General features: G+C 48.0%; 27 protein-coding genes and 1 other annotated feature. Of the genes, 17 read left to right on the top strand and 10 right to left on the bottom strand.

What is annotated here, in order from left to right; genetic code table 11:
- Positions 1–86 precede the first annotated feature (86 nt).
- Positions 87–1,832, top strand: coding sequence for a S8 family peptidase (locus K3G25_RS11660; RefSeq protein ID WP_269770600.1), 1,746 nt, complete (start codon positions 87–89; stop codon positions 1,830–1,832).
- 58 nt (positions 1,833–1,890) lie between these two features.
- Here the strand turns inward: K3G25_RS11660 and K3G25_RS11655 are convergent, their stop codons facing one another.
- Entirely contained in the window at positions 1,891–2,751 is an 861-nt protein-coding gene (locus tag K3G25_RS11655) for a glycosyltransferase family 8 protein (protein WP_038461681.1), read from the bottom strand.
- 178 nt (positions 2,752–2,929) lie between these two features.
- Here K3G25_RS11655 and K3G25_RS11650 point away from each other — a divergent pair, with 178 nt between their 5' ends.
- Positions 2,930–3,427, top strand: coding sequence for a MarR family winged helix-turn-helix transcriptional regulator (locus tag K3G25_RS11650; protein WP_014419207.1), 498 nt, complete (start codon positions 2,930–2,932; stop codon positions 3,425–3,427).
- Positions 3,424–3,635: a binding site (T-box leader), on the top strand. Its footprint overlaps the gene before it by 4 nt.
- A 45-nt stretch (positions 3,636–3,680) precedes the next feature.
- The gene (tyrS, locus tag K3G25_RS11645; RefSeq protein WP_014419208.1) at positions 3,681–4,925 is read left to right on the top strand and encodes a tyrosine--tRNA ligase; all 1,245 of its coding nucleotides are present in this window, start codon (positions 3,681–3,683) and stop codon (positions 4,923–4,925) included.
- A 56-nt stretch (positions 4,926–4,981) separates the two neighbouring features.
- Here tyrS and K3G25_RS11640 read toward each other — a convergent pair whose 3' ends face one another.
- Together K3G25_RS11640 and K3G25_RS11635 are read right to left on the bottom strand one after the other, a co-directional pair.
- Positions 4,982–5,614: a GTP pyrophosphokinase YwaC gene (locus K3G25_RS11640; protein ID WP_007407732.1), complete on the bottom strand. Its 633-nt coding sequence runs from the start codon at positions 5,612–5,614 to the stop codon at positions 4,982–4,984.
- A 131-nt stretch (positions 5,615–5,745) separates the two neighbouring features.
- The gene (locus K3G25_RS11635) at positions 5,746–6,681 is read right to left on the bottom strand and encodes a 1,4-dihydroxy-2-naphthoate polyprenyltransferase (protein ID WP_007614633.1); all 936 of its coding nucleotides are present in this window, start codon (positions 6,679–6,681) and stop codon (positions 5,746–5,748) included.
- Between the two features lie 443 nt (positions 6,682–7,124).
- Here K3G25_RS11635 and K3G25_RS11630 point away from each other — a divergent pair, with 443 nt between their 5' ends.
- From K3G25_RS11630 to K3G25_RS11605, 6 genes are all read left to right on the top strand, one after another.
- On the top strand, positions 7,125–7,274 hold the full coding sequence (locus K3G25_RS11630) for a teichoic acid D-Ala incorporation-associated protein DltX (RefSeq protein WP_003150882.1): 150 nt from the start codon (positions 7,125–7,127) through the stop codon (positions 7,272–7,274).
- Positions 7,275–7,289: 15 nt separating this feature from the next.
- Entirely contained in the window at positions 7,290–8,801 is a 1,512-nt protein-coding gene (gene dltA / locus K3G25_RS11625) for a D-alanine--poly(phosphoribitol) ligase subunit DltA (protein ID WP_134986742.1), read from the top strand.
- A complete protein-coding gene (gene dltB / locus K3G25_RS11620; protein ID WP_012118762.1) occupies positions 8,798–9,979 on the top strand; it encodes a D-alanyl-lipoteichoic acid biosynthesis protein DltB in 1,182 nt (393 codons plus the stop codon). Before dltA ends, dltB begins: the two co-directional genes overlap by 4 nt.
- Before the next feature lie 16 nt (positions 9,980–9,995).
- A complete protein-coding gene (gene dltC / locus K3G25_RS11615) occupies positions 9,996–10,232 on the top strand; it encodes a D-alanine--poly(phosphoribitol) ligase subunit 2 (RefSeq protein WP_003150875.1) in 237 nt (78 codons plus the stop codon).
- Positions 10,233–11,411, top strand: a complete 1,179-nt coding sequence (dltD, locus tag K3G25_RS11610) for a D-alanyl-lipoteichoic acid biosynthesis protein DltD (RefSeq protein ID WP_007407736.1) — start codon at positions 10,233–10,235, stop codon at positions 11,409–11,411.
- A 183-nt stretch (positions 11,412–11,594) separates the two neighbouring features.
- On the top strand, positions 11,595–12,686 hold the full coding sequence (locus tag K3G25_RS11605; RefSeq protein ID WP_025650062.1) for a branched-chain amino acid aminotransferase: 1,092 nt from the start codon (positions 11,595–11,597) through the stop codon (positions 12,684–12,686).
- 41 nt (positions 12,687–12,727) lie between these two features.
- On the opposite strand, the gene licH is transcribed toward K3G25_RS11605, so the two are convergent.
- From licH to K3G25_RS11575, 7 genes are all read right to left on the bottom strand, one after another.
- On the bottom strand, positions 12,728–14,056 hold the full coding sequence (licH, locus tag K3G25_RS11600) for a 6-phospho-beta-glucosidase LicH (protein ID WP_014419213.1): 1,329 nt from the start codon (positions 14,054–14,056) through the stop codon (positions 12,728–12,730).
- A complete protein-coding gene (gene licA, locus K3G25_RS11595) occupies positions 14,053–14,385 on the bottom strand; it encodes a PTS lichenan transporter subunit IIA (protein WP_003150867.1) in 333 nt (110 codons plus the stop codon). Before licA ends, licH begins: the two co-directional genes overlap by 4 nt.
- Positions 14,386–14,403: 18 nt before the next feature.
- Positions 14,404–15,762, bottom strand: a complete 1,359-nt coding sequence (gene celB / locus K3G25_RS11590) for a PTS cellobiose transporter subunit IIC (protein ID WP_061861657.1) — start codon at positions 15,760–15,762, stop codon at positions 14,404–14,406.
- 15 nt (positions 15,763–15,777) lie between these two features.
- Positions 15,778–16,086 carry a PTS lichenan transporter subunit IIB gene (gene licB, locus K3G25_RS11585; RefSeq protein WP_003150863.1) on the bottom strand — a complete coding sequence of 103 codons (309 nt, stop codon included), beginning with the start codon at positions 16,084–16,086 and terminating at the stop codon, positions 15,778–15,780.
- A gap of 98 nt (positions 16,087–16,184) precedes the next feature.
- Positions 16,185–18,140: a transcriptional regulator LicR gene (gene licR, locus K3G25_RS11580; RefSeq protein WP_232489316.1), complete on the bottom strand. Its 1,956-nt coding sequence runs from the start codon at positions 18,138–18,140 to the stop codon at positions 16,185–16,187.
- A 146-nt stretch (positions 18,141–18,286) separates the two neighbouring features.
- Complete coding sequence (locus tag K3G25_RS20755; RefSeq protein WP_369719122.1) at positions 18,287–18,421, bottom strand: hypothetical protein; 135 nt, start codon at positions 18,419–18,421, stop codon at positions 18,287–18,289.
- Positions 18,422–18,472: 51 nt separating this feature from the next.
- Complete coding sequence (locus tag K3G25_RS11575) at positions 18,473–19,063, bottom strand: DNA-3-methyladenine glycosylase (RefSeq protein ID WP_021494728.1); 591 nt, start codon at positions 19,061–19,063, stop codon at positions 18,473–18,475.
- Positions 19,064–19,305: 242 nt separating this feature from the next.
- On the opposite strand from K3G25_RS11575, the gene K3G25_RS11570 reads away from it, so the two are divergent.
- The 8 genes from K3G25_RS11570 (at position 19,306) to celB (K3G25_RS11535) (ending at position 26,130) form a co-directional block, all read left to right on the top strand.
- On the top strand, positions 19,306–20,304 hold the full coding sequence (locus tag K3G25_RS11570) for a FecCD family ABC transporter permease (RefSeq protein ID WP_042635747.1): 999 nt from the start codon (positions 19,306–19,308) through the stop codon (positions 20,302–20,304).
- The gene (locus K3G25_RS11565) at positions 20,305–21,318 is read left to right on the top strand and encodes a FecCD family ABC transporter permease (protein WP_021494727.1); all 1,014 of its coding nucleotides are present in this window, start codon (positions 20,305–20,307) and stop codon (positions 21,316–21,318) included.
- 16 nt (positions 21,319–21,334) lie between these two features.
- Positions 21,335–22,231: an ABC transporter substrate-binding protein gene (locus K3G25_RS11560; protein WP_232489315.1), complete on the top strand. Its 897-nt coding sequence runs from the start codon at positions 21,335–21,337 to the stop codon at positions 22,229–22,231.
- A 102-nt stretch (positions 22,232–22,333) separates the two neighbouring features.
- Positions 22,334–22,684 carry an ArsR/SmtB family transcription factor gene (locus K3G25_RS11555; RefSeq protein WP_014419219.1) on the top strand — a complete coding sequence of 117 codons (351 nt, stop codon included), beginning with the start codon at positions 22,334–22,336 and terminating at the stop codon, positions 22,682–22,684.
- Positions 22,685–22,697: 13 nt separating this feature from the next.
- Entirely contained in the window at positions 22,698–23,996 is a 1,299-nt protein-coding gene (locus tag K3G25_RS11550) for an arsenic transporter (RefSeq protein ID WP_072176906.1), read from the top strand.
- A 152-nt stretch (positions 23,997–24,148) separates the two neighbouring features.
- On the top strand, positions 24,149–24,460 hold the full coding sequence (locus tag K3G25_RS11545; protein WP_007614670.1) for a PTS sugar transporter subunit IIB: 312 nt from the start codon (positions 24,149–24,151) through the stop codon (positions 24,458–24,460).
- Between the two features lie 14 nt (positions 24,461–24,474).
- Positions 24,475–24,792 (top strand): PTS lactose/cellobiose transporter subunit IIA, encoded by a 318-nt coding sequence (locus tag K3G25_RS11540; protein ID WP_003150849.1) that lies wholly within the window; start codon positions 24,475–24,477, stop codon positions 24,790–24,792.
- 18 nt (positions 24,793–24,810) lie between these two features.
- Positions 24,811–26,130: a PTS cellobiose transporter subunit IIC gene (gene celB / locus K3G25_RS11535; protein WP_021494724.1), complete on the top strand. Its 1,320-nt coding sequence runs from the start codon at positions 24,811–24,813 to the stop codon at positions 26,128–26,130.
- Positions 26,131–26,135: the final 5 nt, after the last annotated feature.

Below are 26,135 nucleotides of genomic sequence, written 5' to 3'. Positions count from 1 at the left end.
TACATTTGCATACAGAAATTTTCCTTATCCCTCAGGAAAAAAAGAATTCCGCACTGCCGATATATAAAGAAAAAGGGGGAATCACAATGTATCACATCCTGAAACCGATAATGGCCGCGGCCTTGTGCGTCGGCCTGTTCTCCGCCGCGGCGCCCGCGCACGCCGAGACGCACGACCGGGACGTTATCGTGGTGTACAAAAATCAAAACGGCAAGGAATCCGCCATAGACAGCGGAGCGGATGTGGAACAGACCTATCAGCATCTCCCGGCAGTCGCCGTGTCTGCCGATTCACAAACGGTGAAAGACCTGAAACAGGACCCTGACATCTTATATGTAGAAGACAATGTATCCTTTCAGGCAGCAGGCGGTTTTGATATCCGCCCGTTAACAGCGGCCCAAAGCAGCAGTTACACGCTGCCGCAATGGGATATAGAACCGACTCAGGTCAAGCAGGCGTGGAAAGAAGGCTTGACGGGAAAAAAGGTGAAAGTGGCTGTCATTGACAGCGGCATTTACCCTCATGATGACCTTTCCATTGCCGGAGGCTATTCCGCAGTCAGCTATACTTCCTCATACAAAGATGACAACGGACACGGGACGCATGTCGCCGGAATCATTGCGGCCAAACATGACGGATACGGCATTGACGGCATCGCGCCGGATGTCCGGTTATATGCGGTTAAGGCATTAGACAGAAAGGGTGCAGGCGATCTTAAAAGCCTTCTTAAAGCGATCGACTGGTCGATCGCCAACAAAATGGACATCATCAATATGAGCCTCGGAACTAACGCAGACAGCAAAATTCTTCACGACGCCGTAGACAAAGCATACAAAAAAGGAATCGTGATCGTAGCCGCCGCAGGAAACGACGGCAACAAAAAACCCGTCAATTATCCGGGTGCCTACAGCAGCGTAACGGCAGTCTCAGCGTCAACTGAAAAAAACGGTCTCGCGGCTTTTTCCACGACCGGAAAACAAATTGAATTTGCCGCACCCGGCACCAATATTACGAGCACGTATCTGAATCAAATGTACGCCGCGGCTGACGGCACATCTCAAGCCGCGCCGCACGTCACCGGCATGTTCGCGCTGCTCAGGCAGAAATATCCCGAGGAAACAAATACACAGCTCCGGCAGCAGATGCAGCAAAACATCAAAGATCTGGGCGCTCCCGGACGTGACAGCCGATTCGGCTACGGCCTGGTGCAATATCACGTAAAGCAAAAGAGTTTCGCCGAACGGGCCGTAATAAAAGCGGAAAAGACGAAAAAACAGGCAGATATCAATCAAGCAAAAACGGCAGTCAGCAAGCTGTCCAAGTCAAAGGGAAAAACCGCTCTTGAGGCGCGGATCAATAAAGTCCAGACGGCAAGAAATGTGACGGACGCAAGAGACAAAGTCCGGACTGCCGAAAAACAAAAGAAAAAAACCGCCGTCAATGCCGCACAAAGCGCCATCCGCAAATTACCGGCCGGTTCAGAGAAAAAAGGGCTGCAAAAGCGGCTTAACGCTGTCAACTCAAGCCTTTTGAAAACAGCTGAGGCCAGCGTCAAGCAGGCGGAAAAAAAGACCTCTGAGGCCAGCACCGCAAAAGCCCAAAAAGCAGTCAGCGAAATCCAGCCGGGAAAAGAAAAAACCGCTCTGGAAAATCGGCTTGACCGGATAAAAGATAAACTCAACCGGCAGCAGGCTAGAGACAAAGTAAAAGCGGCTGAAAAAACCAAGACGAAAAAAGCACAATCAGCGGCGCAAACGGCAGTCAGCCGATTGAAGCCGTCTGCCGAAAAGACCAGCCTGCAAAAACGCGTGCGTGCGATTCGGGTGAAATAATAAAAAAAAACGCTTGTGAGCCGGATAGCGGCTTCACAAGCGTTTTCATCGCACCTGCCTATTGGTTCATGGCCGGGCGGTCAATCGTGTTCCATTTCGTAAAGGACATATATCGGAAATAATGATCACGATACGGGTGCGAGGTGCCTGTATTCCAAGGCTTGTCGCTGCCGCAGAAATGGACGATGGCCGGTTCGGCACGTGTTTCTCTGTAACGGATACGGTCGATCAGTTCAGGAGGCGTTTTCTCATTCATGATAATATGCGTCTGCGCGTTCCAGCGCGGATGCAGTTCATGCCATTGATCATATAAGATCGCGTTAAGCGCGTCCTGATCATGAAACACGAGAAAATCCTCCGAGCTGTTTTCGTTGATAAAATCAATCACCTTTTCGGAAATATTCTGTCTTCTCCAAGGTTCGAAATCTATAATCATAATGCCGGAATTAAAATACTTGGCAGTGTCGCTGATATTCATTTTTTTCAGTCTTTCATGCTGTCCGGCGTCTTCTACCGCCGCAACTATTGCCGGGGAAATATCCAAGTCCCATAAAACCGAAATATCTTCCATCACAATTGCATCGCAATCAATGTAAATCATCCGCTTTACGGACTCATCCTTAATTAAATCAGGGATGGAAATGCGGTAATAAGCCGCTTTTGTAATGTGGCTGCTTTCGACTGCATGCTTGTATTGATCAGCGTCTACTTCTAAAAATTCAAGCGGTGTCCCGAATGACATCGCGGTCTGTTCAAGCTTGTCCTTGTTTTCGGAAGTAATTCCGCCGTCGATCACATATAATTTCGCATCCCTTGTTTTATCCATATTCATCAATAAAGAAGCGAACATCCCACCCAAATGACGAGCATAATGATCATCGGCACATGATACGATATGCATTGTTTCATTCTTTCCCACTGATATTCATCTCCCTTTTTGTTGTACAAATGTCTTTCCCTTTTTTTAAAAAGTAAACCTCGATCTTACACATTTTTTCTGCGGGAATGTGCTGTTTGCGATTTGATATCTTTTGCATTCTCTGTTAAAATTCATTTCATAGCTAATGATTCTGACAATAATAAGGAGCAAGACGCCATTGACGAATCGCAACGATGCCGGATCAGACAATAAGAAGCCGAACAGGCCTTTTTCCGATCTATCCGGCCGAAACAAAGAGGCGGCCTATATTGCCGCTGCACTCTATCGGTCCGCCCAGCAGCTCCGTGTAAAAATGGAGAAAGAGGTGCTGTCGGCACACAAATTATCATGGACGGCGTTTTCCATTCTGTATGACCTTTGTGAATGGGAAACGCTTGATACAAGAAGGATAGCCGCTCTATCCGGAATTACCGCGGCGACGGCGAGCAATGTCCTGAACACTTTGGAGAAGAAGGGCTTATGCAGCAGACAAACGAACAAAAGAGACCGCAGGCTTGTATTCGTCAGTATTACCGATGAGGGCAGAAAGGTTATTGAAGACCTTTACCCCGACTTTCATCAGGGGGAAATTGAACTGACGGCCTGTCTGGATAAACAGGAACAAAAAACGCTGTCCGCCCTGCTGCAAAAAATCGCTGACAATTTCATAACATAGCAGCTATGACGGGAATCAGTAACGGATTGTCTCCCTGTTTCAGAGAGCCGGCGGATGGTGCAAGCCGGCACAAAGACAAACGTGAATTACCTCCCTGAGCTTTCTTTGTGAACTTCAGTAGCAAAGAACGGGAAACCGTTATTCGAATGAGCGGAAGACGTCGTCTTCAATCAGGGTGGTACCGCGTGCATACAGCCACGTCCCTTTTGGGATGCGGCTTTTTTGTTTGGCTAAAAAAAGGAGGATGTAAAAGATGGAATCAATCACTTTAACGAATGATCAGGAGAAAGAAGTGCAAAGGCAGCTGGATTTGTACATGACCGGCGCCGCGGACGTCATACCGCCTGAAGAATTGAGAAATAAAATCGCCAAATCAGTGACATCCGGCAAGCCGCTGAACATTAAACTCGGCCTTGATCCGTCCGCACCCGACGTCCACTTGGGCCATACCGTCGTGTTAAACAAATTGCGCCAATTTCAAGAAAACGGCCATATCATACAGCTTGTTATCGGGGACTTTACCGGAAAAATCGGTGATCCGACGGGGAAGTCGCAAGCCAGAAAACAGCTGACTGATGAAGAAGTCCAGCACAATGCCAAAACCTACTTTGAACAGTTTGGCAAGGTGCTGGATCAAGACAAAGTTGAACTTCACTGCAACTCAAAATGGCTGAAGACATTGAATCTGGAAGATGTGATTGAATTAGCGGGGAAAATTACTGTCGCCCGTCTGATGGAGCGCGACGACTTTGAGGAGCGCATCGCCATGCAAAAACCGATCTCACTTCACGAATTCTTTTACCCGCTGATGCAGGGCTACGATTCTGTCGTTCTCGAAAGCGATATCGAACTCGGCGGTACGGACCAGCATTTTAACGTGCTGATGGGCCGCCATTTCCAAGAACGCTACAAAAAAGAAAAGCAGGTCGTCATCCTCATGCCGCTTTTGGAGGGTCTTGACGGCGTTGAAAAAATGTCTAAATCAAAAAACAACTACATCGGTATTGACGAGCATCCGAACGACATGTACGGCAAAACGATGTCATTGCCGGACAGCCTGATGAAAACATATATTCATTTAGCGACAGACTTAGAGCCTGCGGAGAAAAAACAGATGGAGAAGGATTTGGAATCAGGAAAGCTTCATCCGAGAGATGCCAAAATGATCTTAGCGGGTACAATCGTCAGAATGTACCACGGCAGGAAAGCGGCGGATGCGGCAGAACAGCATTTCAAACGTGTCTTCCAGCAAAACAGCCTGCCTGAAGATATGAAAACCGTCATATGGGACGGAGAAAAGCCCGTGCCCCTTATTGAGCTGCTCGTCACGATTGGACTCTTTTCTTCAAAAAGCGAAGCACGCCGTATGATTCAAAACGGCGGAGTCAAAGTGAACGGGGAGAAAACGGATGCCCTTCATACCGTCATTACCGCAGAAGACGGCATGACGATTCAGGTGGGCAAGCGAAAATTTGTACAGCTGCGCGTAAACGGATAAATAAACAGCCGGACTGCACATAAAAGCGGTCCGGCTGTTTGTGATGCGTCAATCGTTTAATCGACTTCTTTCTTAATCCCAAGCATCTTTTCGTCTAAATAATGGGCGATGTCCGCTGCTTCCTTCAGCTCGTCGGTCAGATGCTTTGGGACTTCGTTATTTAATTTGTAATAAATTTTATGTTCAAGACTCGCCCAAAAATCCATGGCGATGGTGCGGATTTGAATTTCCGCCTTCACATATTCCACACGATTCGTCAAATAAACGGGAATTTCAATAATCAAATGCAGGCTGCGGTAGCCGTTCGGCTTCGGATGTTTGATATAATCCTTCACCTTTACGATCTTCAGGTCCTTATGCTGCTTCAAAACCTCAGCGACATTATAAATATCGGAAATAAAGGAACAGATAATCCTGACACCCGCAATATCATGAATATGCTCTTTCATTTCCTGCGTCGTCACATCGCAGCCTTTGCGCATCAGTTTATTGACGATACTCTCGAAACTTTTTACGCGTGATTTTGTATGCTCGATCGGGTTATGCCCGTGAATCAAATTATATTCCTGGCTGATGATCGAAAACTTCGTATCCAGCTCATCTAAAGCGAATTTATAAACTAATAATTCATTTTTCCAATCTTCCATGACCGTTTTCAAATCATCCATATGGGCTGTTGACAAGTCCATTTTTTTCATCTCCTTGCTTTGCTGTCCGTATATAAGACGGGTCAGTCCTCAGTCAGGTTCTTTACAAAATCATGAAGATTATTTCATAAAAAAAAGCAAATGCCGGTTATGGCATTTGCCTTTTCATTTGATCAGCGGAAATAACTGATCAGGAGTCCGATTGAAAGCAGGAATCCGAAAAATGTATTGGTTTGCGCCGTTGATTTCATCGCAATAATCATGTTCATCGGCATTTCGTTTTTCACAAAGCCTTTCACAGCCTGAACGGGCTTCGGCACGCTCAGGAAGACCAGGAACAGCCATGGGCTTGTGTAACCCATGATGACAAGACCGACGATCCAGATGTAAGCGATGGCAAAAGATGCGGCCAGTATCATGACGGCTCCTCTATGCCCCATCAAAATGGCCAGCGTTTTACGTCCGCCCTTTTTATCTTCCTCAATATCACGGATATTGTTGGACAGGTTAATCGCTCCGACCAAGATGGCAATCGGGATGGAAATCAAAATGCTCTGTTCATTAATTCTGCCTGTCTGAATGAAGAAAGAAATAAGGACAAATACAGAGCCCATGCAAATGCCGGAGAACAGTTCCCCGAACGGTGTATACGCAATCGGCAGCGGGCCGCCCGTATACAGATAGCCGATCAGCATGCCGGCAAGGCCGATAACCGCAAGCCACCAGCTGCTGCTCATGCAGATATAAACACCGAGCACGAGGGCAATCGCATAAGAGCCGAGCGCCAGCTGCAGAATTGTTTTCGGCTTCATGCCGTGGCGGACGATCGCTCCGCCGATACCGACGGAATCCTCCGTATCTAAACCGCGTTTAAAATCGTAATATTCATTGAATAAGTTCGTGGCGATCTGAATCCAAAGGCAGGAAAACAGCATGGCCAAAAACAGCAGGAAATCAACCTTTACGTAAAACATCGCCAATACGGTGCCGAGAAGTACGGGCACAAACGATGCCGTCAATGTATGAGGGCGGGTTAGCTGCCACAAAATGCGGCCCATGCTTTCTTTCTCGGGCGTCTTTTGGCTGCCCCCCATATTGTTTTGATTCATTTTCCTCTTCCTTTCTATTAAAAGGCTTTCACAGTCAGCCGATAACAGTAGTGTTGAATTGGGGTTTTCACGTTTTCTGCTACCTTATCTATCATAATAATTTCTTCCTCATTTCACAAGATGCGGCGCTTTATCGGCTATCCTGCCGGAAACGGCTTTTCGCCCTTCTCCATTGGGGTTCGGCACAAGCCTGCGTAAGAAAAAGCCGCCAAAATTTTTTTACCTCGTTTATATTTACGATAAGTTAAAAATCCCGCCTGAACAGCGCCTTTTTAGTATGATCATTTGCCAATTTATACATGCGTGTTTTCCATCCTTTTGTTTCTCATTCATTTTTAAGGAAATTTTAAGCTTAGGATATTAGACATATTTTGAAACTTTTTGTTAATCTAATCGTCATATACTGGTGTAATTATTGAATACGCGGGGAAGGAATTTTGAATATGATGCAAAAATTAAAACGTGCTTATGAAAATACATTGATCAAATGGACGTTTCATACGGGCTTTTATTTTCTGATATTAGTATTGCTCTTTTGGATGTATGGATTTCATACAGCGAATACCGGCACTTATATTTACAACGATTTCTAATCGGGGAGGATAACTATGAAACTACTTGATGCTATAAAAACATACGCAGACGCCAAGCCGCAGGCCGAAGCGTTTCGTTCCTTAGATCATTCCCTCACTTACGGGGAATTATGGGATTTGTCGGAGCGGGTTGCGTCCGGCATTCAAAAACATACAGCTGACGGTTCGAAAGCGCCTGTCCTGGTTTACGGACATATGGAGCCGAATATGATCGTTTCTTTCTTAGGAAGCGTCAAAGCGGGCCGCCCTTACATCCCTGTCGATGTTTCCATTCCGGCGGAGCGGATCGTCAAAATCATTGAAAGCTCAGGCGCAGAGCTGCTTATCAGCGTATCGGGCGATGCAGTCGATACGGGAAGCAATCTGATTAAAACCGTTACGCCCGAAGAGCTTGCAGCTGACGGAGATGCAGACCTCAGCCGTGAGAACTGGGTAAAAGAGCTGGACACATTTTACATTATTTACACGTCCGGCAGCACGGGAAATCCGAAGGGCGTGCAGATATCGGCTGATAACCTGCAAAGCTTCACTGACTGGATCTGCAGGGATTTTCCTGTGGGCGATGGTAAGACATTCTTAAACCAAGCGCCGTTTTCTTTTGATTTATCTGTCATGGACATTTTCCCTTCGCTTCAAACGGGAGGTACGCTGCATTGCGTAACGAAAGACAAAATCAATAAACCGAAAGTACTATTTGAAGAGCTGGAGAAATCCAAACTGAACGTCTGGACATCGACGCCGTCTTTCGTCCAAATGTGTCTGATGGACCCCGGCTTTACGCAGGAGCTCCTGCCTGAGACAGAAGTATTTATGTTTTGCGGAGAAGCGCTTCCGGCTGCCGTGGCACAGGAACTGTTAAACCGTTTTCCGAAGGCCCGCGTATTCAATACATACGGCCCGACTGAAACAACGGTTGCCGTCACCTCCGTTGAAATTACGCAGCAGATCATCGATGAACATGAATCTCTGCCCGTCGGTTTTGCAAAACCCGATATGAATATCTTCATCATGGATGAAAACGGGAATAAGCTTCCGGACGGAGAAAAAGGGGAAATCATCATCGCGGGCCCGAGCGTGAGCAAAGGCTATCTCGGAGAGCCTTCTCTGACAGAAAAAGCGTTTTTCCCGATCGACGGCCAGTGGGCATATCACACGGGTGATGCCGGTTATGTTCAGGATGGTCAGATTTTCTGCCAAGGACGCCTTGATTTCCAGATTAAGCTTCACGGCTACCGCATGGAGCTGGAGGAAATCGAAGTACATGTAAGGCAGTCTCAATATGTGCGCACGGCGGTTGTCATCCCGTATCAGCCTAACGGACCTGTCGAATATTTAATTGCCGCCATCGTGCCTGAAAAACATGATTTTGAAAAAGAATTCCAGCTGACAAGCGCCATTAAGAAAGAACTGGCCGCTTCGCTTCCGGCCTACATGATTCCGAGAAAATTCATTTATCAGGATCACATCCAAATGACTGCGAACGGAAAAATCGACCGTAAACGCATTGGCGAAGAGGTTCTTGTATGACGCCTTACAGCTCGTTTTTCTTCTTTATCTTACTTGGAATCCTTCTTTTGCCGACGATTATTTTAGGGCTGAACGGCAAGAGATTCCAAGGATACAACATGTTTATATCCATCATCGTATTGGCTTTGATTTTCGCGCATGATCTGCACGGCGTGATCGCACTATGTATCTTTACGCTGTGGCAGGTGCTTTTAATCAGGGGTTATCTCGCTTACAGACTGAAAGCCAACAGCGGCTTTGTCTTCAGTATGGCCGTGATCGCGTCCATTTTACCCCTGTTTTTATCTAAATTATGGCCGTTTTTCTTTCCGCCGGCGCCTCATCACCCGGTTCATAACCTGATCAGTTTCTTAGGAATTTCTTATTTGACATTTAAAGGCGTCCAGCTGATCATGGAAACGAGAGACGGGCTGATTAAAGAAAAAATGCCGCTTCACCGCCTTTTGTACTTTATTATGTTTTTCCCGACCATTTCTTCCGGTCCGATCGACAGATACCGCAGATTTGCCAAGGACGAACAGAAAGTATGGACAAAGGGAGAATACGCTGATTTACTGTATACCGGCATTCATAAAATTTTTATCGGTTTCTTATACAAATTCATTATCGGATATGCGATTAACACGTATTTCATTATGAATCTGTCCCATATCACCCACAGCAAACTGTGGGGTAATGTGCTGTACATGTACGGATACAGCTTGTACCTGTTTTTTGATTTTGCGGGTTACACGATGTTTGCCGTCGGTGTAAGCTATATCATGGGCATCAAATCTCCGGAAAACTTTAATAAGCCGTTTATCAGCAAAAACATTAAAGACTTCTGGAACCGCTGGCACATGTCCTTATCCTTCTGGTTCAGAGACTACGTATTTATGCGCTTTGTTTTCTGGATGACAAAGAAAAAATGGATAAAGAACCGGATGGCCGTCTCGAACATCGGGTATTTCCTGCTGTTCATGCTGATGGGCGTCTGGCACGGACTCGCCCTGCAATATATTGTATACGGCCTGTACCACGCCGTATTAATGACCGGGTATAACTTTTTTGAGAAATGGAATAAGAAATACAAGTGGCTGCCCGCCAATCGTTTTACGGCCTTTTTAGCCATCGTCATCACATTCCATTTCGTATGTTTCGGATTTTATATTTTCTCAGGAAAACCATTTCATCACTAAAGGAGATTGAAAACACATGGAATTTAAACAGGAAGTATTAGACGTATTAGCTGAAGTTTGTCAGGAGGACGCTGTGAAAGAAAATCCTGATATTGAAATCTTTGAAGAAGGACTGCTTGATTCTTTCGGAACTGTAGAGCTGCTTGTCGCCATCGAAAACCGCTTCGGCATTACAGTGCCGATCACTGAATTTGACCGTGACGAGTGGAATACGCCAAACAACATTGTAAACAAACTGACTGAGTTGAAGTAAATGAAAAAGCGTTTCTTTGGACCAATTATTTTAGCGTTCGTCCTGTTTGTCGGAGCTATCGCAGTTCCGGCTTCATGGCTTACGCGCTTCATTCCTGAAAAACGTGTCGAAGAGTCGGCGGCAGCCTTAAATCCGAATATGTTCCAGGGGCTCTATCTGCAAAATAAAATGTTCGAAGACTCGAAGTATCTGCCGATTTTCGGTTCTTCCGAGCTTTCAAGACTGGATGAGTTTCATCCGTCCAACTATTTCCAAGTGAACAACCAAGGCTTTACGCCTTATCTTGTCGGAAAAGGCGGGGACCAATCCTTGATACACGCCGTGAACTTTGCGGCGCATTATCAGCAGCTGAAAGGCAAAAAGCTGGTATTCATTGTTTCTCCGCAATGGTTTATCAAAAAAGGTTCTGATGAACAGCACTTTGCGCCGAATTTTTCATCACTTCAGGCATTGGATTTAGCATTTAATAACCAGATTGATCCCGCGGTCAAAAAGAACATGATGAAGCGCATGCTCCGTTTTAAAGTCGTTCAGCATGATGCCGTCCTTTCTGAATTGTACAAGGGAATGGTCAACGGACAATCATGGAAAGTGAAAGCGGTCATGCCGGCTGCCAAAGCTTATTATTCTCTGCTTGAGAAAAAAGATCTTTATTATTCAATGGGAGAAACCAAGGGCCCTGAACGGACGATCTCTGAAAACCTGAAAGGGAAATCGTGGTCAGAGTTAAAAACAGCCGCCGCGCAATTAGGAGAACGGAGCTCCAAGTCCAATCCTTTCTATATCGATGACGCTTCTTATAAAAAGATTAAGAAGAAAGTAAAGAGAGTGAAAGGGATCAACAAAGGAAGAACGTACGCCAAATCAGTCGAATATCACGACTTTGAGGATATGCTGGACATTCTGAAAGATGCCGGCGCTGAACCGATGTTCGTGGTTATTCCGGTCAACGGAAAATGGTATGACTACACCGGCTTCCCGAAAAAAGGCCGGACTGATTACTACAAAAAAGTCACTAAGCAAATTAAAGCGAAGGGCTTTCAGGTTGCCGACTTATCCGGGCACGAATATGATCCGTACTTTATGAAAGACACCATCCATATCGCCTGGAAAGGCTGGGTGTACGTCGATAAAGCAATGGAGCAGTTTTACAAAACCGGCAAGGTGACGGTTCACTGAGCACGGTGATGACAGAATACGTAAAAACGAACACGCAGGGGGCATTCTCTCCCCTGCTTTTTATGTGATTTGATTTTTTCACAAATTTGAGGAAAACTATTGCGAATATTTGTTGAAGGTATACAATAGAATATAAATTATTTTCAAATAAGTTTGACAATAACACCAATAGGGAGACAGAACATTATGAAACAAGACATTCGTGTTGAATTGACTTCAGCCAAAAAACCGAAACCGGACCCCCATGACCTTGCGTTCGGCAGAATTTTCACCGACCATATGTTTGTTATGGATTACGACGCTGATCAAGGCTGGTACGATCCGAGAATTATCCCTTATCAGTCCATCTCAATGGATCCTGCGGCCATGGTTTATCATTACGGCCAAACCGTTTTTGAAGGGCTTAAAGCGTATGTAACGAAGGATCAGGAAGTGCTTCTGTTCAGACCGGAGAAAAATATGGAGCGCCTGAACCAGTCAAATGACCGCCTTTGCATCCCGCTCATTGATGAAGAGCTTGTTCTTGAAGGCCTGAAACAGCTCGTAGCCATCGACAAAGACTGGATTCCGAAAGCGGAAGGCACTTCCCTTTATATCCGTCCGTTTATTATTGCGACTGAGCCTTTCCTCGGTGTAGCGGCATCCCATACGTACAAGCTGTTTATCATTCTTTCCCCGGTCGGCTCTTATTACAAAGAAGGCATTAAACCGGTGAAAATCGCCGTGGAAAACGAATTCGTGCGCGCCGTCAAAGGCGGCACCGGAAACGCGAAAACCGCCGGCAACTACGCATCAAGTCTGAAAGCGCAGCAGGTTGCGGAAGAGAAGGGATTTTCCCAGGTTTTATGGCTTGACGGCATTGAGAAAAAATACATCGAAGAAGTCGGCAGCATGAACATCTTCTTCAAAATCAGCGGCGAGATCGTGACGCCGGAGCTGAACGGAAGCATTCTTGAAGGAATTACGAGAAATTCTGTCATCACCCTTCTCAAACATTGGGGACTGACTGTGTCTGAGCGGAAGATTTCGATCGATGAAATCATCCAGGCGCATCGTGACGGCCGATTGGAAGAAACATTCGGAACCGGTACGGCGGCGGTCATTTCTCCGGTCGGCGAACTGATCTGGAATGATGAAAGTCTTGTCATCGGCAGCGGTGAAACCGGAGAGATCTCGAAGAAATTGTATGATACCATTACAGGCATTCAAAAAGGCGCGGAAGCCGACGTGTTCGGCTGGACGACGGAAGTCGCCTCACTAAGCGAATCAAAATAAGCAAAAAACCCGGAAGCGAATCCGGGTTTTTTTTACTGCTCTTATGCTTCAATCGACTTAAAGAAATGAGGCAGATGTTCTTTGTGGGCCTCAAGCATTTCATCCAGAATGGCCTTTGCCACGGAGTCTGACGGGACGAGAGGGTTGATCGTCATCGCAAGTAGCGCCGTTTGATAATCTCCCGTGACGGCTGCTTCAGCGGCGACGCGCTCAAATGATTTGATTTGCTGGACGAGTCCGCGGACAGACACCGGCAGATCACCGACGGCGATCGGTTTCGGACCGTCTTTCGTCATGACACAGTTCACTTCGACCGCTGAGTCATTCGGAATGCTGGCGATCGCGCCGTTGTTTATCGTATTGACGGGCTGGATATCATGTTTGTCGTTATAGATGGAGCTGATCAGGTTGCAGGCCGCGTCACTGTAGTACGCTCCGCCCCGTTTTTCAAGCTGCGGCGGTTTGATGGCGAGATTCGGATCTTTGTACAGTTCGAACAGTTCTTTCTCAACCTTCTGCACGACCTCGGCGCGTGTGCCCTCCGTCTGTGACGCTTCTATTTCATGCTCGAGCATTTCTTTCGTTTTGAAATAATAGCGGTGGTAGCCGCAAGGAATCAGATCGAGCGCCTTCAGGAATTCAGGCTCCCATTCCGCTCCTGAAATATTTTTCATCGTCATGGCGTTTTTCGGGTCTCCCATGGCTTCAATGACTTGATCTTTCACGCTGACGCCGTCTAAGAAAACATCTAATCCGAAGACCATGTGATTCAGCCCGGCAAATTGCACTTCGATCCGGCTGACATCCACATCCAATGCTTTTGCGACGCCCATTTTAATGCCGATCGGCACATTGCAGAGGCCGACGACTTTTGTGAGATTCGAGTAGCGGAGCAAGGCCTCGGTAACCATGCCGGCAGGGTTTGTGAAATTCACGAGCCATGCATTCGGACAAAGCTCTTCGATGTCTTTCGCGATTTCCAGAATAACCGGGATGGTGCGCAGCCCTTTGAATAAACCGCCCGGACCGTTTGTCTCCTGGCCGATTACGCCGTATTTTAACGGAATCCGTTCGTCTTTGGCGCGGGCCTCAAGAAGGCCGACGCGGAATTGAGTCGTTACGAAATCCGCATCCTTCAAGGCTTCTCTCCGGTCAAGCGTCAGGTGAATCTCTATCGGAACACCCGCTTTTTCGACCATGCGTTTTGCAAGCGTGCCGACGATATTGAGTTTTTTCTCGCCTTCAGGAATGTCGACGAGCCATAATTCTCTGACAGGCAGTTCCTCATAGCGCTTAATGATGCCTTCCACAAGCTCCGGTGTATAGCTTGAACCTCCGCCGATCGTTACAATTTTAATTCCTTTTGTCATATTTTTGCTCCCCCTTGCAGACTCACTTTTTCGTAAATCTCGACTAACTCAGCGGCCAAGTCTTTCACGGTCATGGCATTCATTAAATGATCTTGCGCATGCACCATCAAAAGCGTCATGTCTGTTTTTTCTCCGCCGGCTTCATTTTGGATCAGTTCTGTCTGATAATGATGAGCTTCGGTCAGTTCCCTTGCGGCTTCCTGAAGCTTTTCCTCCGCCATGGCTCTGTCCCCCCGCTTTGCGGCGGCAATGGCTTCCATTGATGCGCTTCTGCCGTTGCCGCCATGCAGGATGATCTGAAAAATGGTCTGTTCCATTTTTTCATTCATGTGTTTCACTCCCTTTCTCTACAGCACGGCTTTTTCGTCTCCCTGTACGGCTGGCGCCTGCGATTGTTCAAGTTCGTTTTCTTCTTTCAGCTTTTGCGAATCCCACATTCTGAAGAACGGATAGTACACGATAAAGGCTGTGATGATATTAATCGCCTGCATGACAGCCCCTGATATTTTTCCGCCCGTGGCAAGATAGCCGGAGAAAATCGGCGGCATCGTCCATGGGACGACAATGCCGGCAGGTTTGGCGACGAGGCCGGTGCTCATGCCGATATAGGTAAGGACCAGTGTGACAAGCGGTGTGATAATGAACGGAATGAGAAGCATCGGGTTCATGACGATCGGCATTCCGAAAATAATCGGCTCATTAATATTAAAGACGGCCGGCCCGATGGCGAGTTTCCCAAGCTGCTTCATCTGCTTGCTTCGCGAACGGAGAAACATGGTGACCACGAGCGCCAGTGTCGCGCCGCTTCCGCCGATGTTGATCCAGATTTCAAAAAACTGCTGGGTGAAAATATTCGGAAGCGCATCGCCCGCCTGAAACGCAATCCGGTTGGCATCCATCGCTCCGAACCAGATCGGCGCCATGACGCCGCCGACTATGTTCGCCCCGTGTAATCCGCACGCCCACAAGAGCATTTGAACCGCTTCGGCTATCAGGCTTCCGCCGAGACTTCCCCCAAGAATCGAGAGCGGCGTCCCCAGTACAACGCTTACAATGTTATGAAGGTTTTCAAACGGCGTCGCTTCGACAATTAAACGCGCACCCCAGATCAGAAAGATGACGGCAAAGCCGGGAATTAAGGCGACAAACGATTTGCTGACCGCCGGAGGTACGCCGTCCGGCATTTTGAAGACGAAATTCCGCTGGATGATCAAGCGGTAAATTTCCGTCGACAGCATGGCGATGATCATCGCGACAAACAGCCCTTTGCTTCCCATGAGAGACAGCGGGATGCCGCCGCCCACCATGATTTCCTCTTTGGCGCCGGAAGGCAGAAACGGAACTTTGTACGGCGTTGCCAAGAGAAACGCCGCCAAAGATATCGCACCGGCCGATAATGCGTCCACCCCGTATTTTTCGGCCAGGCGGTAGGCGATTCCGAAAGCGGCGACAAGACCCATGATTTCAAAGGTCGCATCAACCGGATATTGCAGTTTTTGAGACCAGGCGCTTCCGAACGTCTTTGCCATGAAATCCGCATATCCCGGAATCGGCAGGTTGCCGATGATCAGAAAAAACGAACCGATGATGATAAGCGGCATGGTGAGGATGATCCCGTCACGCAATGCTTGCAGATGCCGCTGGGAGGCAATTTTTCCGGCAATGGGCATGACTTTCTCTTCTAAAAACTGGTTCACCTTATTCACACGGCCCGCCCCTTTCTACGATGCGTTTCCGAGCTGTTCCGCTGATTTCAGAACCTCCGCTCCGTTGCAAGTGCCGTAATGGACGGTATTGATGACTTCAACCGGCACTCCTTTTGATTCACCCAATTTTTTCAGCTGCGGAAGCAAATAACGGACTTGAGGCCCAAGCAGCAATACGTCCGCTTTATCAATATGCTGGTTGACTGAATCGCCTGACACCGCCCAGATTTTATATTCTTTTCCTTGTTCCTGCGCGCTTTTTTCCATCTTGGTAACGAGTAAGCTTGTTGACATCCCTGCTGCACAAACGAGTAATATATTCATGTAAAAGACCTCCTGAAAGTTTGATATTTTGTATGTCTCGATGTTAGTACCATCATATTATGAAATCGCTTTCATAACTACTCAGGCTTTTTCCGCTGCTAACGGAAAAAAGGTGTATCCCGGTCTTTCTCTGATCGTTTGTCTCTGAATACTCGTAAAACCTCCTGATAGGTTGTGCATTTTAAGAGACGGCTTACCGCGGCCGGATCATCTAACATGCCGCCGAGCCATTTGTACATATGCTGGAGGTCGGCTTTGCTTTCTTTCTCGACGCAGAGCAGGCAGACAAATTGGACACGCTTATCCGCCCAGTCAATCGGTTTCTTCAGCGTGCATACCGCCCAAAACGTCGTGTCTGTCTGCGGAACGAGCGGGTGCGGAATCGCCGTAAGATTGCCGAAACTCGTAGGAGAAATCGCTTCCCTTTCAAAAATAGAATCGGTCAGAGAATCAGAAGCGAGGCCGGCTTCTGCAACCTGCTGTCCGAGAAAACGAATGACGTCTTCCTTCGTCTCCAGATCCTGCTGCAAAAATACCAGCTCCGGTTTCAGAAAGTTCAATTGTTCCCGCTTTTCTTCCAGCATGGCGTCGATTTTTGTAAAATCCCCGCCGCCCAGCAGCGTATGAACCTTCAATACGGGAACGGGCAGGTCTTTTTTGATCGGCACTGTACTGACCACAAAATCAATCGACTCAAAGGAAAGCTGGTCAAGGCTGCAGTAATCAGCCGTTCCGACGATTTCAAGACGCTTTGCGAACCGGGAACGGAGCTTTTCTCTTAAAAGCTGCGCGCTGCCGGCGCCGGACGCACAAACAATCAGACAGCGTTTAGGCGGCCGTTCCGTCTTTCTCCTTTCAATGGCGGCTCCGAAATGAAGCGCCAAATATCCGATCTCATTTTCATGAATATCAATGCCGGTTTGCTCCTTGATCACGATTCCCGCAATCACTCCCGCTTCAAATGCGAGCGGATAATTTTCCTTTATGGCGGAGAGCATCGGGTTTCTCAGGTTCATTCCGTACCGGTTTCGGTTAATCGCCGGCTTGATGTGGAGCGCAAGACCCGCTTTCAGCTCATTGTCGTCCGTGATTCCGAGCTTCAGCTCCCGCTCAATGGCTTCGATCATGGCCTCCGTCAAACGGCTGGTTTCCCCGTCTATCAGCCTTGTAAGCTCTTTTCCGTCCAATTGTGACTGGGTCATGCGCTTTGTCCCGAGCAGGTGAATGGCAATATAGGCGGTTTCCTGTTCGGGAAAGGTGACCGAAAGCGCAGATTCAAGCTCTTTTACGATGGCTTCCGCTGACTGATATTCTGTTTCAAGCTTAATATCATGAAGATCTTCCGGGATGAGAGATACATAGTTTTCTGTCCGGATTCGTTTGCAGGCAATGGCGATATGGATGATGAGATTGTTCAGGCCGAAGAAAGAAAGCGGGATCTTATGGTTTCGAACCTGCTTCATAATGGCTGTGCGGATCACGTGAATGTCGTCTTTCGGCAGAATACCGGCCTTTTCACTCAGGAGATCAGGCTCAGGCTCGCGGTCGTCCACTAAGTATTCCGCCATACAATAACGGAGGCGGAGCTCTTCGCCGCGCAGCTTAAAGCCGTAGTTCGGCCTTGTTTCCAAAATGATGTCATAGGGGCGGAGCCGTTTTTTGACTTCTTTTAAATCAGATTGAAGTGTGGATTTACTGATGAACAGTTCTTCCGCCAAGTCATCCAGCTTGAGGTAGCCGTCGGCCAGAAGCATTCTTTTCATAAGGTAATCTAACCGTTCACCGGGAAAAATCGGCACGGTGCTGTTCTGCTGGAAATTGTCCTGAAGCCAGTTTTTAAACGGCTGCTCATTCCGGATCAGCAGCTTATAGCCGCTCCCTCTGACAGATTGAATGGATGCGCCGTGTTTTTCTACAATGGTTTGCAGTTCCTTTATGTCATTGCGGACCGTCCGCGTCGTTACCTTTACATTTGCAGCGATGACTGAGCTTGTAACCGGTGTTTCAGCAGCTAAAAGCAAGCGCAGAAGTTCACGAAGCCGCCCATGAAGCATGAGAAAAACCTCCTATCAGATCAGATGCAGACGTGAAAAATGGGCAAATAGAATGAGGAAGGGGTAAATGTATGTAAATTCTATAATGGGGAGGATTTCAAGTCAATGCGGCAATCCGATGCCAGGCCCGTAAAAAAACAGCCGGATCAGCCGGCTGTTCGGGATGCGGACATGCGGTTCCGCTTAGATGCCTTCCGTTCTTTTATGATTTTTCTGATGATCGGATAGATGACGGGCGCCCATTTGATAATCGTTTTGAAAAATTTTTTCAATGTCTGAATCCCCTTTCTTTTACCTTGTCTTTCCCCTGTTATCAGCGTTTATAAACATGGTCAGCGTGAGACATACCGGTTCCCCGTCACCCAATAGCGCCACGGATAATCCCGGGCTTCTCCGCTGTTGTCAATCCCGATTCTCGGGCCTGTTGATATATGCTCAGGCGTAAAGCCCTCCGTAATATACAGCGGCGGTTCCGTGATCATGCTGCCGTAGTCGTTCATTGAAATGCCCATCGCCTTCGTCAGTTTTCCCGGGCCGTTTGTCCGCTCTCTCGGGGGTCTGCCCGGTCTCCTGCTCTCCATCAGGAACTGTCCTTCATGAGGCTCCGCCGCCCTGATTAACACGGCCTGCGGAATGCCGATGTCCGCGGCGACGACGTTCATTAATGTATGAGTGTGCATGACGTATGTATAAATGCGGCCCGCCTCATGGAACATAATTTCCGTCCGTTTCGTGCGCCGGTTGCCGAAGCTGTGCGCCGCCCTGTCATCCGCTCCCATATAAGCTTCCGTTTCCACGATAAAACCTGAAGCCGTTCCCTCGTCCGTCTCCTTCACCAAGAGACAGCCGAGCAATAAAGGGGCAAGCTCCACTGACGGTCTCTGGTAAAATTCAATCGGCAAAGGCTTTCGTTCTCCCGCCATTTGCCTCCCTCCTTTCTGAATATAGCGATTTCCTCTTTCACGTTTTTCACTTCTTTTTTACAATATAAACATGAGAGAAAAAAAGGACATCATTGTTGAACGCTCTATTGCGTTTTGAAAATCAGCTCGGTATAATATGATGGTTCAAATGAAAATGATTCTCACATTCAATAAATACCGGACAATGATCATAAAAGTAGGTGAATTGATTTTTGAGCGATTCTGTCACGTCCGCAAACCGTCTGATCAGCATCTTAAAAAACGGGGTTTTCTTCCTGATCGCGGTGATCGGGCTGCTTGTATCTATTTTTTTCGCTGTCTCATTCGGCGCGAAAGACATTACTTTACATACGGTTTGGTCGGCTGTTGCTGATTACAATCCGAACATAACGGGCCAGCAGATCATTCATGAATTGCGTCTTCCGAGGGTGCTCGGGGCGGCCGTTACAGGAGCCGCTTTTGCTGCAGCCGGCGCCCTCATGCAGGGTGTCACGAGAAACCCGCTTGCCGATTCGGGTGTCTTAGGCGTAAACGCGGGCGCCATGTTTGTTGTTGCGCTCAGCTTTGCTTTTTTCCCTCATTTGTCATACGCCCTGCTGATGGTGATGTCATTTTTGGGAGCACTGGCAAGCACCGGCTTGATTTTCTTTATCAGTGCGGCGGGAAAAGGCAGCATGACACCTTTAAAGGTGACGCTTGCCGGGGCGGTCGTGGCCGCTCTTTTACATTCACTCAGTACCGGTGTGGCGATTTATTACGATTTAAGCCAGGATTTGGCCTTCTGGTACGCCGGCGGGGTGTCAGGGATCAAGTGGGCTCATTTACAAGTCCTTGTTCCCGTGATTGCGGTCTTCATCATTCTCGCGACATTCATGGGCCGGTCCGTCACCCTTCTCTCAATGGGAAATGACGTGGCGGCGAATTTAGGGGTGAACACGGCTCTGACGCGTGCCGCCGGATTAATGATCGCCGTCGTTCTTGCCGGTGTGTCTGTTTCCGCTGCGGGCGCGATCGGCTTCGTCGGGCTGGTCATTCCCCATATCGCGCGAAAGATCGTCGGCGTTACGTACAGGCTGATTATTCCGATGTCCGCGTTACTCGGCGCGATTCTATTGATTTTGGCCGACCTGGCCTCGCGCACGGTCAGTCCCCCGAGGGAATTGGCGATAGGCATTATGGTCGCACTTGTCGGTGTCCCTTTCTTTCTTTATATTGCCCGCAAGGAAGGGAGAGACTTATAAATGAAAGTACAGAAAGAAACAAAAAAAGCGGCGGCGGCAGGACTCATTCTGCTGGTCATCGCCGTTTGCATGATTCTGATCGGGCTGCATACGGGCTCATTCCGGCTTTCTCCTCTCACCGTGGGAAAAACGCTGTTCGGATACGGCACGTTTCAAAGCACAACCGTTTTATTCGATTACCGGCTTCCCCGGATTCTGGTGACGATGCTGGCCGGCATCGGTTTAGGAGTGTCGGGCGCTATTTTGCAGGGTGTATCCCGAAATCCGCTTGCCGATCCGGGCATTCTCGGACTGCATGCCGGCGCTTCCTTCGGTTTGATGATGTATATCACATTCTTTCATTCCCTGGAGGCGCAGGCGTCGATGTTCATCCCGCTGTTTACGTTTGCGGGCGGAACACTCGCCGCCCTGCTGATTGTAGTGCTTACGTACGACAGGCTGAACGGTTTTTTAACGATCCGTATGCTGTTAGTCGGGATCGCCGTTTCCGCGGGCTTCAGCGCCGTTACATTGTTTATGTCGCTGCGCCTGAATGAAGAAACTTATACATTCGCTTCCCGCTGGCTGGTGGGAAACGTCTGGGGCAGGGATTGGATTCACGTGTGGTCGCTATTGCCCTGGATCGGCATTCTCGCACCGCTTGCATGGCTGAACGCCCGCTCTTTGAATATTTTAATGCTCGGTGACCAGGCAGCCGCGGGGCTCGGCGCACACGTGCAGAGAAAAAGGATCATGCTGATCGCCATAGCGGTCGGCTTGTCCTGCGCGAGCGTCGCGATGGCCGGCGGAATCGGCTTTATCGGCTTTGCCGCCCCTCACTTGGCAAGACGGCTCGTCGGTACCATGCATCAGCATATTATTCCGATTGCAGGATTAATCGGACTTGTCATTCTTGTCGCGGCAGACACCATCGGCCGGTCTTTGTTTCAGCCGAACGCCATTCCGGCCGGCGTGGTTGCGGCAGCCATCGGCGCGCCGTATTTTCTCTATCTCGTCATGAAAATCAAATCATAAAACAAGGAGTATTCCCATGAAAAAAATAATTGCGCTCGTCAGTTTCATGTGTATTTTCTTACTGGCTGCCTGCCAATCCGATTCAACACAGCCGGAGTCAAAAAAGAAATCCGGCGATCATAAAATCGCTTCGATGTCCATTCACCTGACAAATGATCTGCTGGCTCTCGGCGTTACACCTGCCGGTTCCGTCGTGGGCGGAGAATTAAAAGATTTTCTCCCTCATGTGAAAAATCAGCTGAAAGACACGAAAAAACTCGGCCCTGCCTCAGATCCGGATATGGAAGCTTTACTTGAGCTGAACCCTGACAACATTTATCTTGATAAAGAATTTGCGGGAAAAGATGTGTCAAAATACAAGAAAGTCGGAAACACACACGTTTTCGACCTTGATAAAGGCACATGGCGCGATCATTTAAAAGACATCGGAAAAATCGTCAAGCGTGAAAAAGAAGCGAAAACGTTTATTCAAGATTACGAAGATGAAACAAAACAAGTCAAATCCATGATAAATAAGGAATTAGGGAAAAACGCCAAAGTCATGGCGATCCGCGTGAACGCAAAAGAGCTTCGCGTCTTCAGCACACGCCGCCCGATGGGACCGATTCTGTTTGACGATCTGAAGCTGAAACCGGCTGACGGCATTAAAGAAATGAACACCTCCCGCCCTTATGAAGTCATTTCTCAAGAAGTGCTGCCTGATTACAACGCAGATGCGATTTTCGTCGTCGTTAACAGAGACGACAAGTCACAGCAAGCCTATAAAGAATTGCAAAAAAGCGCTGTATGGAAAGGGCTGAAGGCCGTGAAAGCAAACCACGTCTATAAAATTGCCGATCAGCCTTGGCTTGATTATTCAGCACTGGGAAATAAATTAGCAATGGATGAAGCGAAAAAAATGTTCCAAAAATAAACATGAGCCGGTTTTGCAAAAAGTGCAAGGCCGGCTTTTTTATATTGTCGTTTACTTATATAAACAACCGCTTATATAATAGTGTGAAAAAGGAGTGAGCGCATGGAACGGCGGCATCATGCTTTAAGTTCCGGAGGGATCAGCCAGTGCCTCAAGCTTCTAAGCGACCCGACGAGGCTTTTGATGCTGAAGCTTCTGGAGGATAAGGAATATTGTGTCTGCGAGCTGACGGCTATTTTTGATATAAGTCAGCCCGGCATCAGCCAGCACTTGCGGAAATTAAAGAACGCCGGCCTTGTGCGGGAAAGACGCGAGGGCCAGTGGCGGTACTATGCCATTCATCCGTCCGGTCCGGAATACGCGCTGGTTTGCTCGATTTTGCAGCAGATAGATGAAAAGGACGAAGTTTTACAGACATTGCGGCAAAAAGAAGTCACTGTTACATGCCGGTAAGGGGGATATATTCTTGGGAGTTGCGGTTTTATCAGCGCTGATTTTTGTGCTGACACTTGTGTTTGTCATATGGCAGCCGAAACATGTATCAATCGGCTGGTCTGCCTGCGGCGGAGCGGTCCTCGCTTTGATCGCCGGAGCAGTCAGCCTGCACGATATCGCGGAAGTGACGGGAATCGTCTGGAATGCGACACTTGCCTTTATCGCCATTATTATCATTTCATTGATTCTTGACAGCATCGGTTTTTTTGAGTGGGCCGCGCTGCATATGGCCATGGCGGCCAAAGGCAGCGGGCTGCGGATGTTTCTCTATGTGTCGGTCTTAGGGGCTGTTGTCTCCGCCCTGTTTGCCAATGACGGAGCGGCGCTCATTTTGACGCCGATCGTACTGGCGATGGTGCGGGCTTTGAATTTACCTGAAAAGCTGGTTTTTCCGTTTATTATCGCCGGAGGATTCATCGCCGACACCACCTCGCTTCCGCTCGTTGTAAGCAATTTGGTCAATATTGTATCCGCCGATTACTTTCATATCGGGTACATTGAATATGCATCACGCATGCTGGTGCCCAACCTTTTTTCTCTGGCGGCAAGCATTTTGGTGCTGTATCTCTATTTCAGAAAAAACATTCCGAAACGGTATGACACCGGTCTTGTGAAACATCCGGCATCCGCGATTAAGGATGAACGCCTTTTCCGGTTATCATGGGGTGTCCTGGCCGTTTTATTGATTGGGTATTTCGTCAGTGCGCTGCTGTCGATCCCTGTGTCCTTCGTTGCCGGCTCCATCGCGGTCATTTTTCTCATTCTGGCGCAGCGAAGCCCCGCCGTCCCTGCGAAACAAGTCATCAAGGACGCCCCGTGGGCCATCGTGTTTTTTTCTGTCGGCATGTATGTTGTCGTGTACGGCTTGCGGAATGCCGGACTGACGGATTTTCTTTCTCAGCTTATACAGAAAGCGGCGGATCACGGACTGTTTGCGGGCACACTCGGGATGGGGTTTATCGCTGCGATCCTGTCCTCCGTTATGAATAACCTGCCGACGGTGATGATTGACGCCATAGCCATCAGCGGAACGGACACTCACGGGCTGATGAGAGAAGCATTGATTTACGCGAATGTTATCGGTTCGGACCTTGGGCCGAAAATCACGCCGATCGGATCGCTGGCGACATTGTTATGGCTCCACGTGCTGAGCCGGAAAAACGTGAAAATTTCCTGGGGAATGTATTTCAAGACAGGTCTGATATTAACCATTCCGACGTTATTCATCACCCTGATCGGACTTTATTTATGGCTGTTATGGCTCGCTTGAGATGAAAAACCTTTTAAGTTGAATCTTAAAAGGTTTTTTTGTGTCAAAAATCCGAAAAGTAAAACTTTTATATTTTAAAAGTATAGACATTTAAATTCAAAAGATTATAATATTCATGAAAACGTTTTAACTTTATGAAAGAAGGGATTCTCATGAAAAGAATTTTATTAGCCTGCAGCTCAGGCATGTCCACCAGCCTTCTTGTTACGAAAATGCAGAATTACGCCCGCTCCATCGGTGAGGAAGCCGAGATTTGGGCAGTCGGACAGGATAAAGCAAAAGAAGCGATGAAAGATGCAGACGTCGTACTGATCGGCCCGCAGATGAGTTTTTTAAAAGGTGAGCTTCAGAAAGAGGCGGACCCGCTTCACATCACCGTTGATGTGATTGACATGATGGCTTACGGCATGGGAGACGGCAAAAAAGCATACGAACAGGCCGTTGCCTTGATTGAGAACAAATAAAGGAGGCGATAAGCATGGAAACGTACACGGATGAACAGATCAGTTTTCAGCTGATTCTTCACAGCGGTAATGCCCGCAGCTGTATTATTCAATCGATACGCGCTTATAAAGACGGCCGGCCAGATGAGTCAGACACCTTTCTGACAAAGGCTGAAGAAGAACTGGGGAAAGCGCACGACATCCATTTTCAGATGATTCAAAAAGAAGCCGGCGGCGCCAAGACGGATGTCTCTCTGCTTTTTATGCATGCCGAAGACCACTTAATGTCAGCGCTTTCTATGAAAGAGCTCGTTAAAGAAATGCTCGACTTATTTCAATCGAAAAATTTATAGAAAGCCGGGGGTGAAGACGTGTTTGAGAAAATCAGCCAATTCCTTGTTCCGATCGCGGGCAAATTAAACAATAACCGCTACTTGCAAGTCTTACGGGATGCTTTTATGCTGGCGTTTCCGCTGACCATTTTCGGTTCGGTGTTCGTCGTGCTGACGAACCTGCCGTTTTTAAACAAAATCATGAGCAGCTCCGCACTGTCTGTCTTTCAATCCGGATTTGGCGGCGCTTCGACGGCGACGATGGGGATCATGTCCATTTTTGTCGTCTTCGGGATCGGCTATTACCTTTCCAAAAGCTACGATGTGGAGGCCGTATTCGGCGGAGCGATCGCATTGGTTTCTTTTCTGCTGCTCACCCCGTTCGTTTTAGAGCCGGAAACGGGCAAAGCGGTCGCAGGCGTCATTCCGGTTGACCGGCTTGGAGCAAAAGGAATGTTTCTCGGCATGATTACCGCTTTTTTGTCAGGTGAAATCTACAGAAGAATCGTCCAGAGAAACTTAACGATTAAGATGCCTGCCGGTGTTCCTCCGGCTGTTGCTAAATCGTTCGCCGCATTGATCCCGGCTTTTATCACGCTTACCGTCTTCCTCTTGATCAATGCGGCTGTCACCCAGATCTTTCACACCAATCTGCATGATGTCATTTATCATACGGTTCAAGCCCCGCTTGTCGGACTTGGAAGCGGCATCATTCCTACATTAATCGCTGTTTTCTTTATTCAGATTTTATGGTTTTTCGGACTTCACGGACAAATCATTATCAATTCCGTGATGGACCCGATTTGGAATACATTACAGGTCGAAAATTTGGCTGCGTATACAGCGGGAAAAGAGATTCCCCATATTATTTCTAAGCCGTTTATGGAGATTTACACCGTCGGAATGGGCGGAACCGGAATGACATTGGCCATAGTGATCGCCATCTTGCTTTTTATGAAAAGCAAACAGATGAAACAGATATCCAAACTCGGTCTCGCGCCGGGCATTTTCAACGTCAATGAGCCGGTTATTTTCGGTTTGCCGATCGTGATGAACCCGATCATTATCATTCCGTGGGTCATCGCACCGATGGTTGTCACCCTTGTCACCTACCTGGCCATGTCGGCGGGGATCGTGCCCCCTCCTACCGGCGTGACCGTGCCTTGGACCGTCCCCCTTTTCATTAACGGGATTATGGCGACCAATTCCGTCATGGGCGGCATTATGCAGCTGGTCAACCTCTGTATTGTGTTTGTCATCTGGTTCCCGTTTCTTAAAGCGCTGGACAAATTAAACATGGCAAAGGAAAAAGAAGCTGAGACCGAGCAGCATGCCCGGGATGACAGCATGAGTATGTAATCAAA

Source organism: Bacillus sp. FCW2 (genome assembly GCF_021228595.1).
Taxonomy (GTDB): Bacteria; Bacillota; Bacilli; order Bacillales; family Bacillaceae; genus Bacillus; species Bacillus velezensis.
The sequence above is the reverse complement of the archived record's forward strand: the minus strand, read 5'-3'. Positions and strand labels throughout refer to the sequence as shown.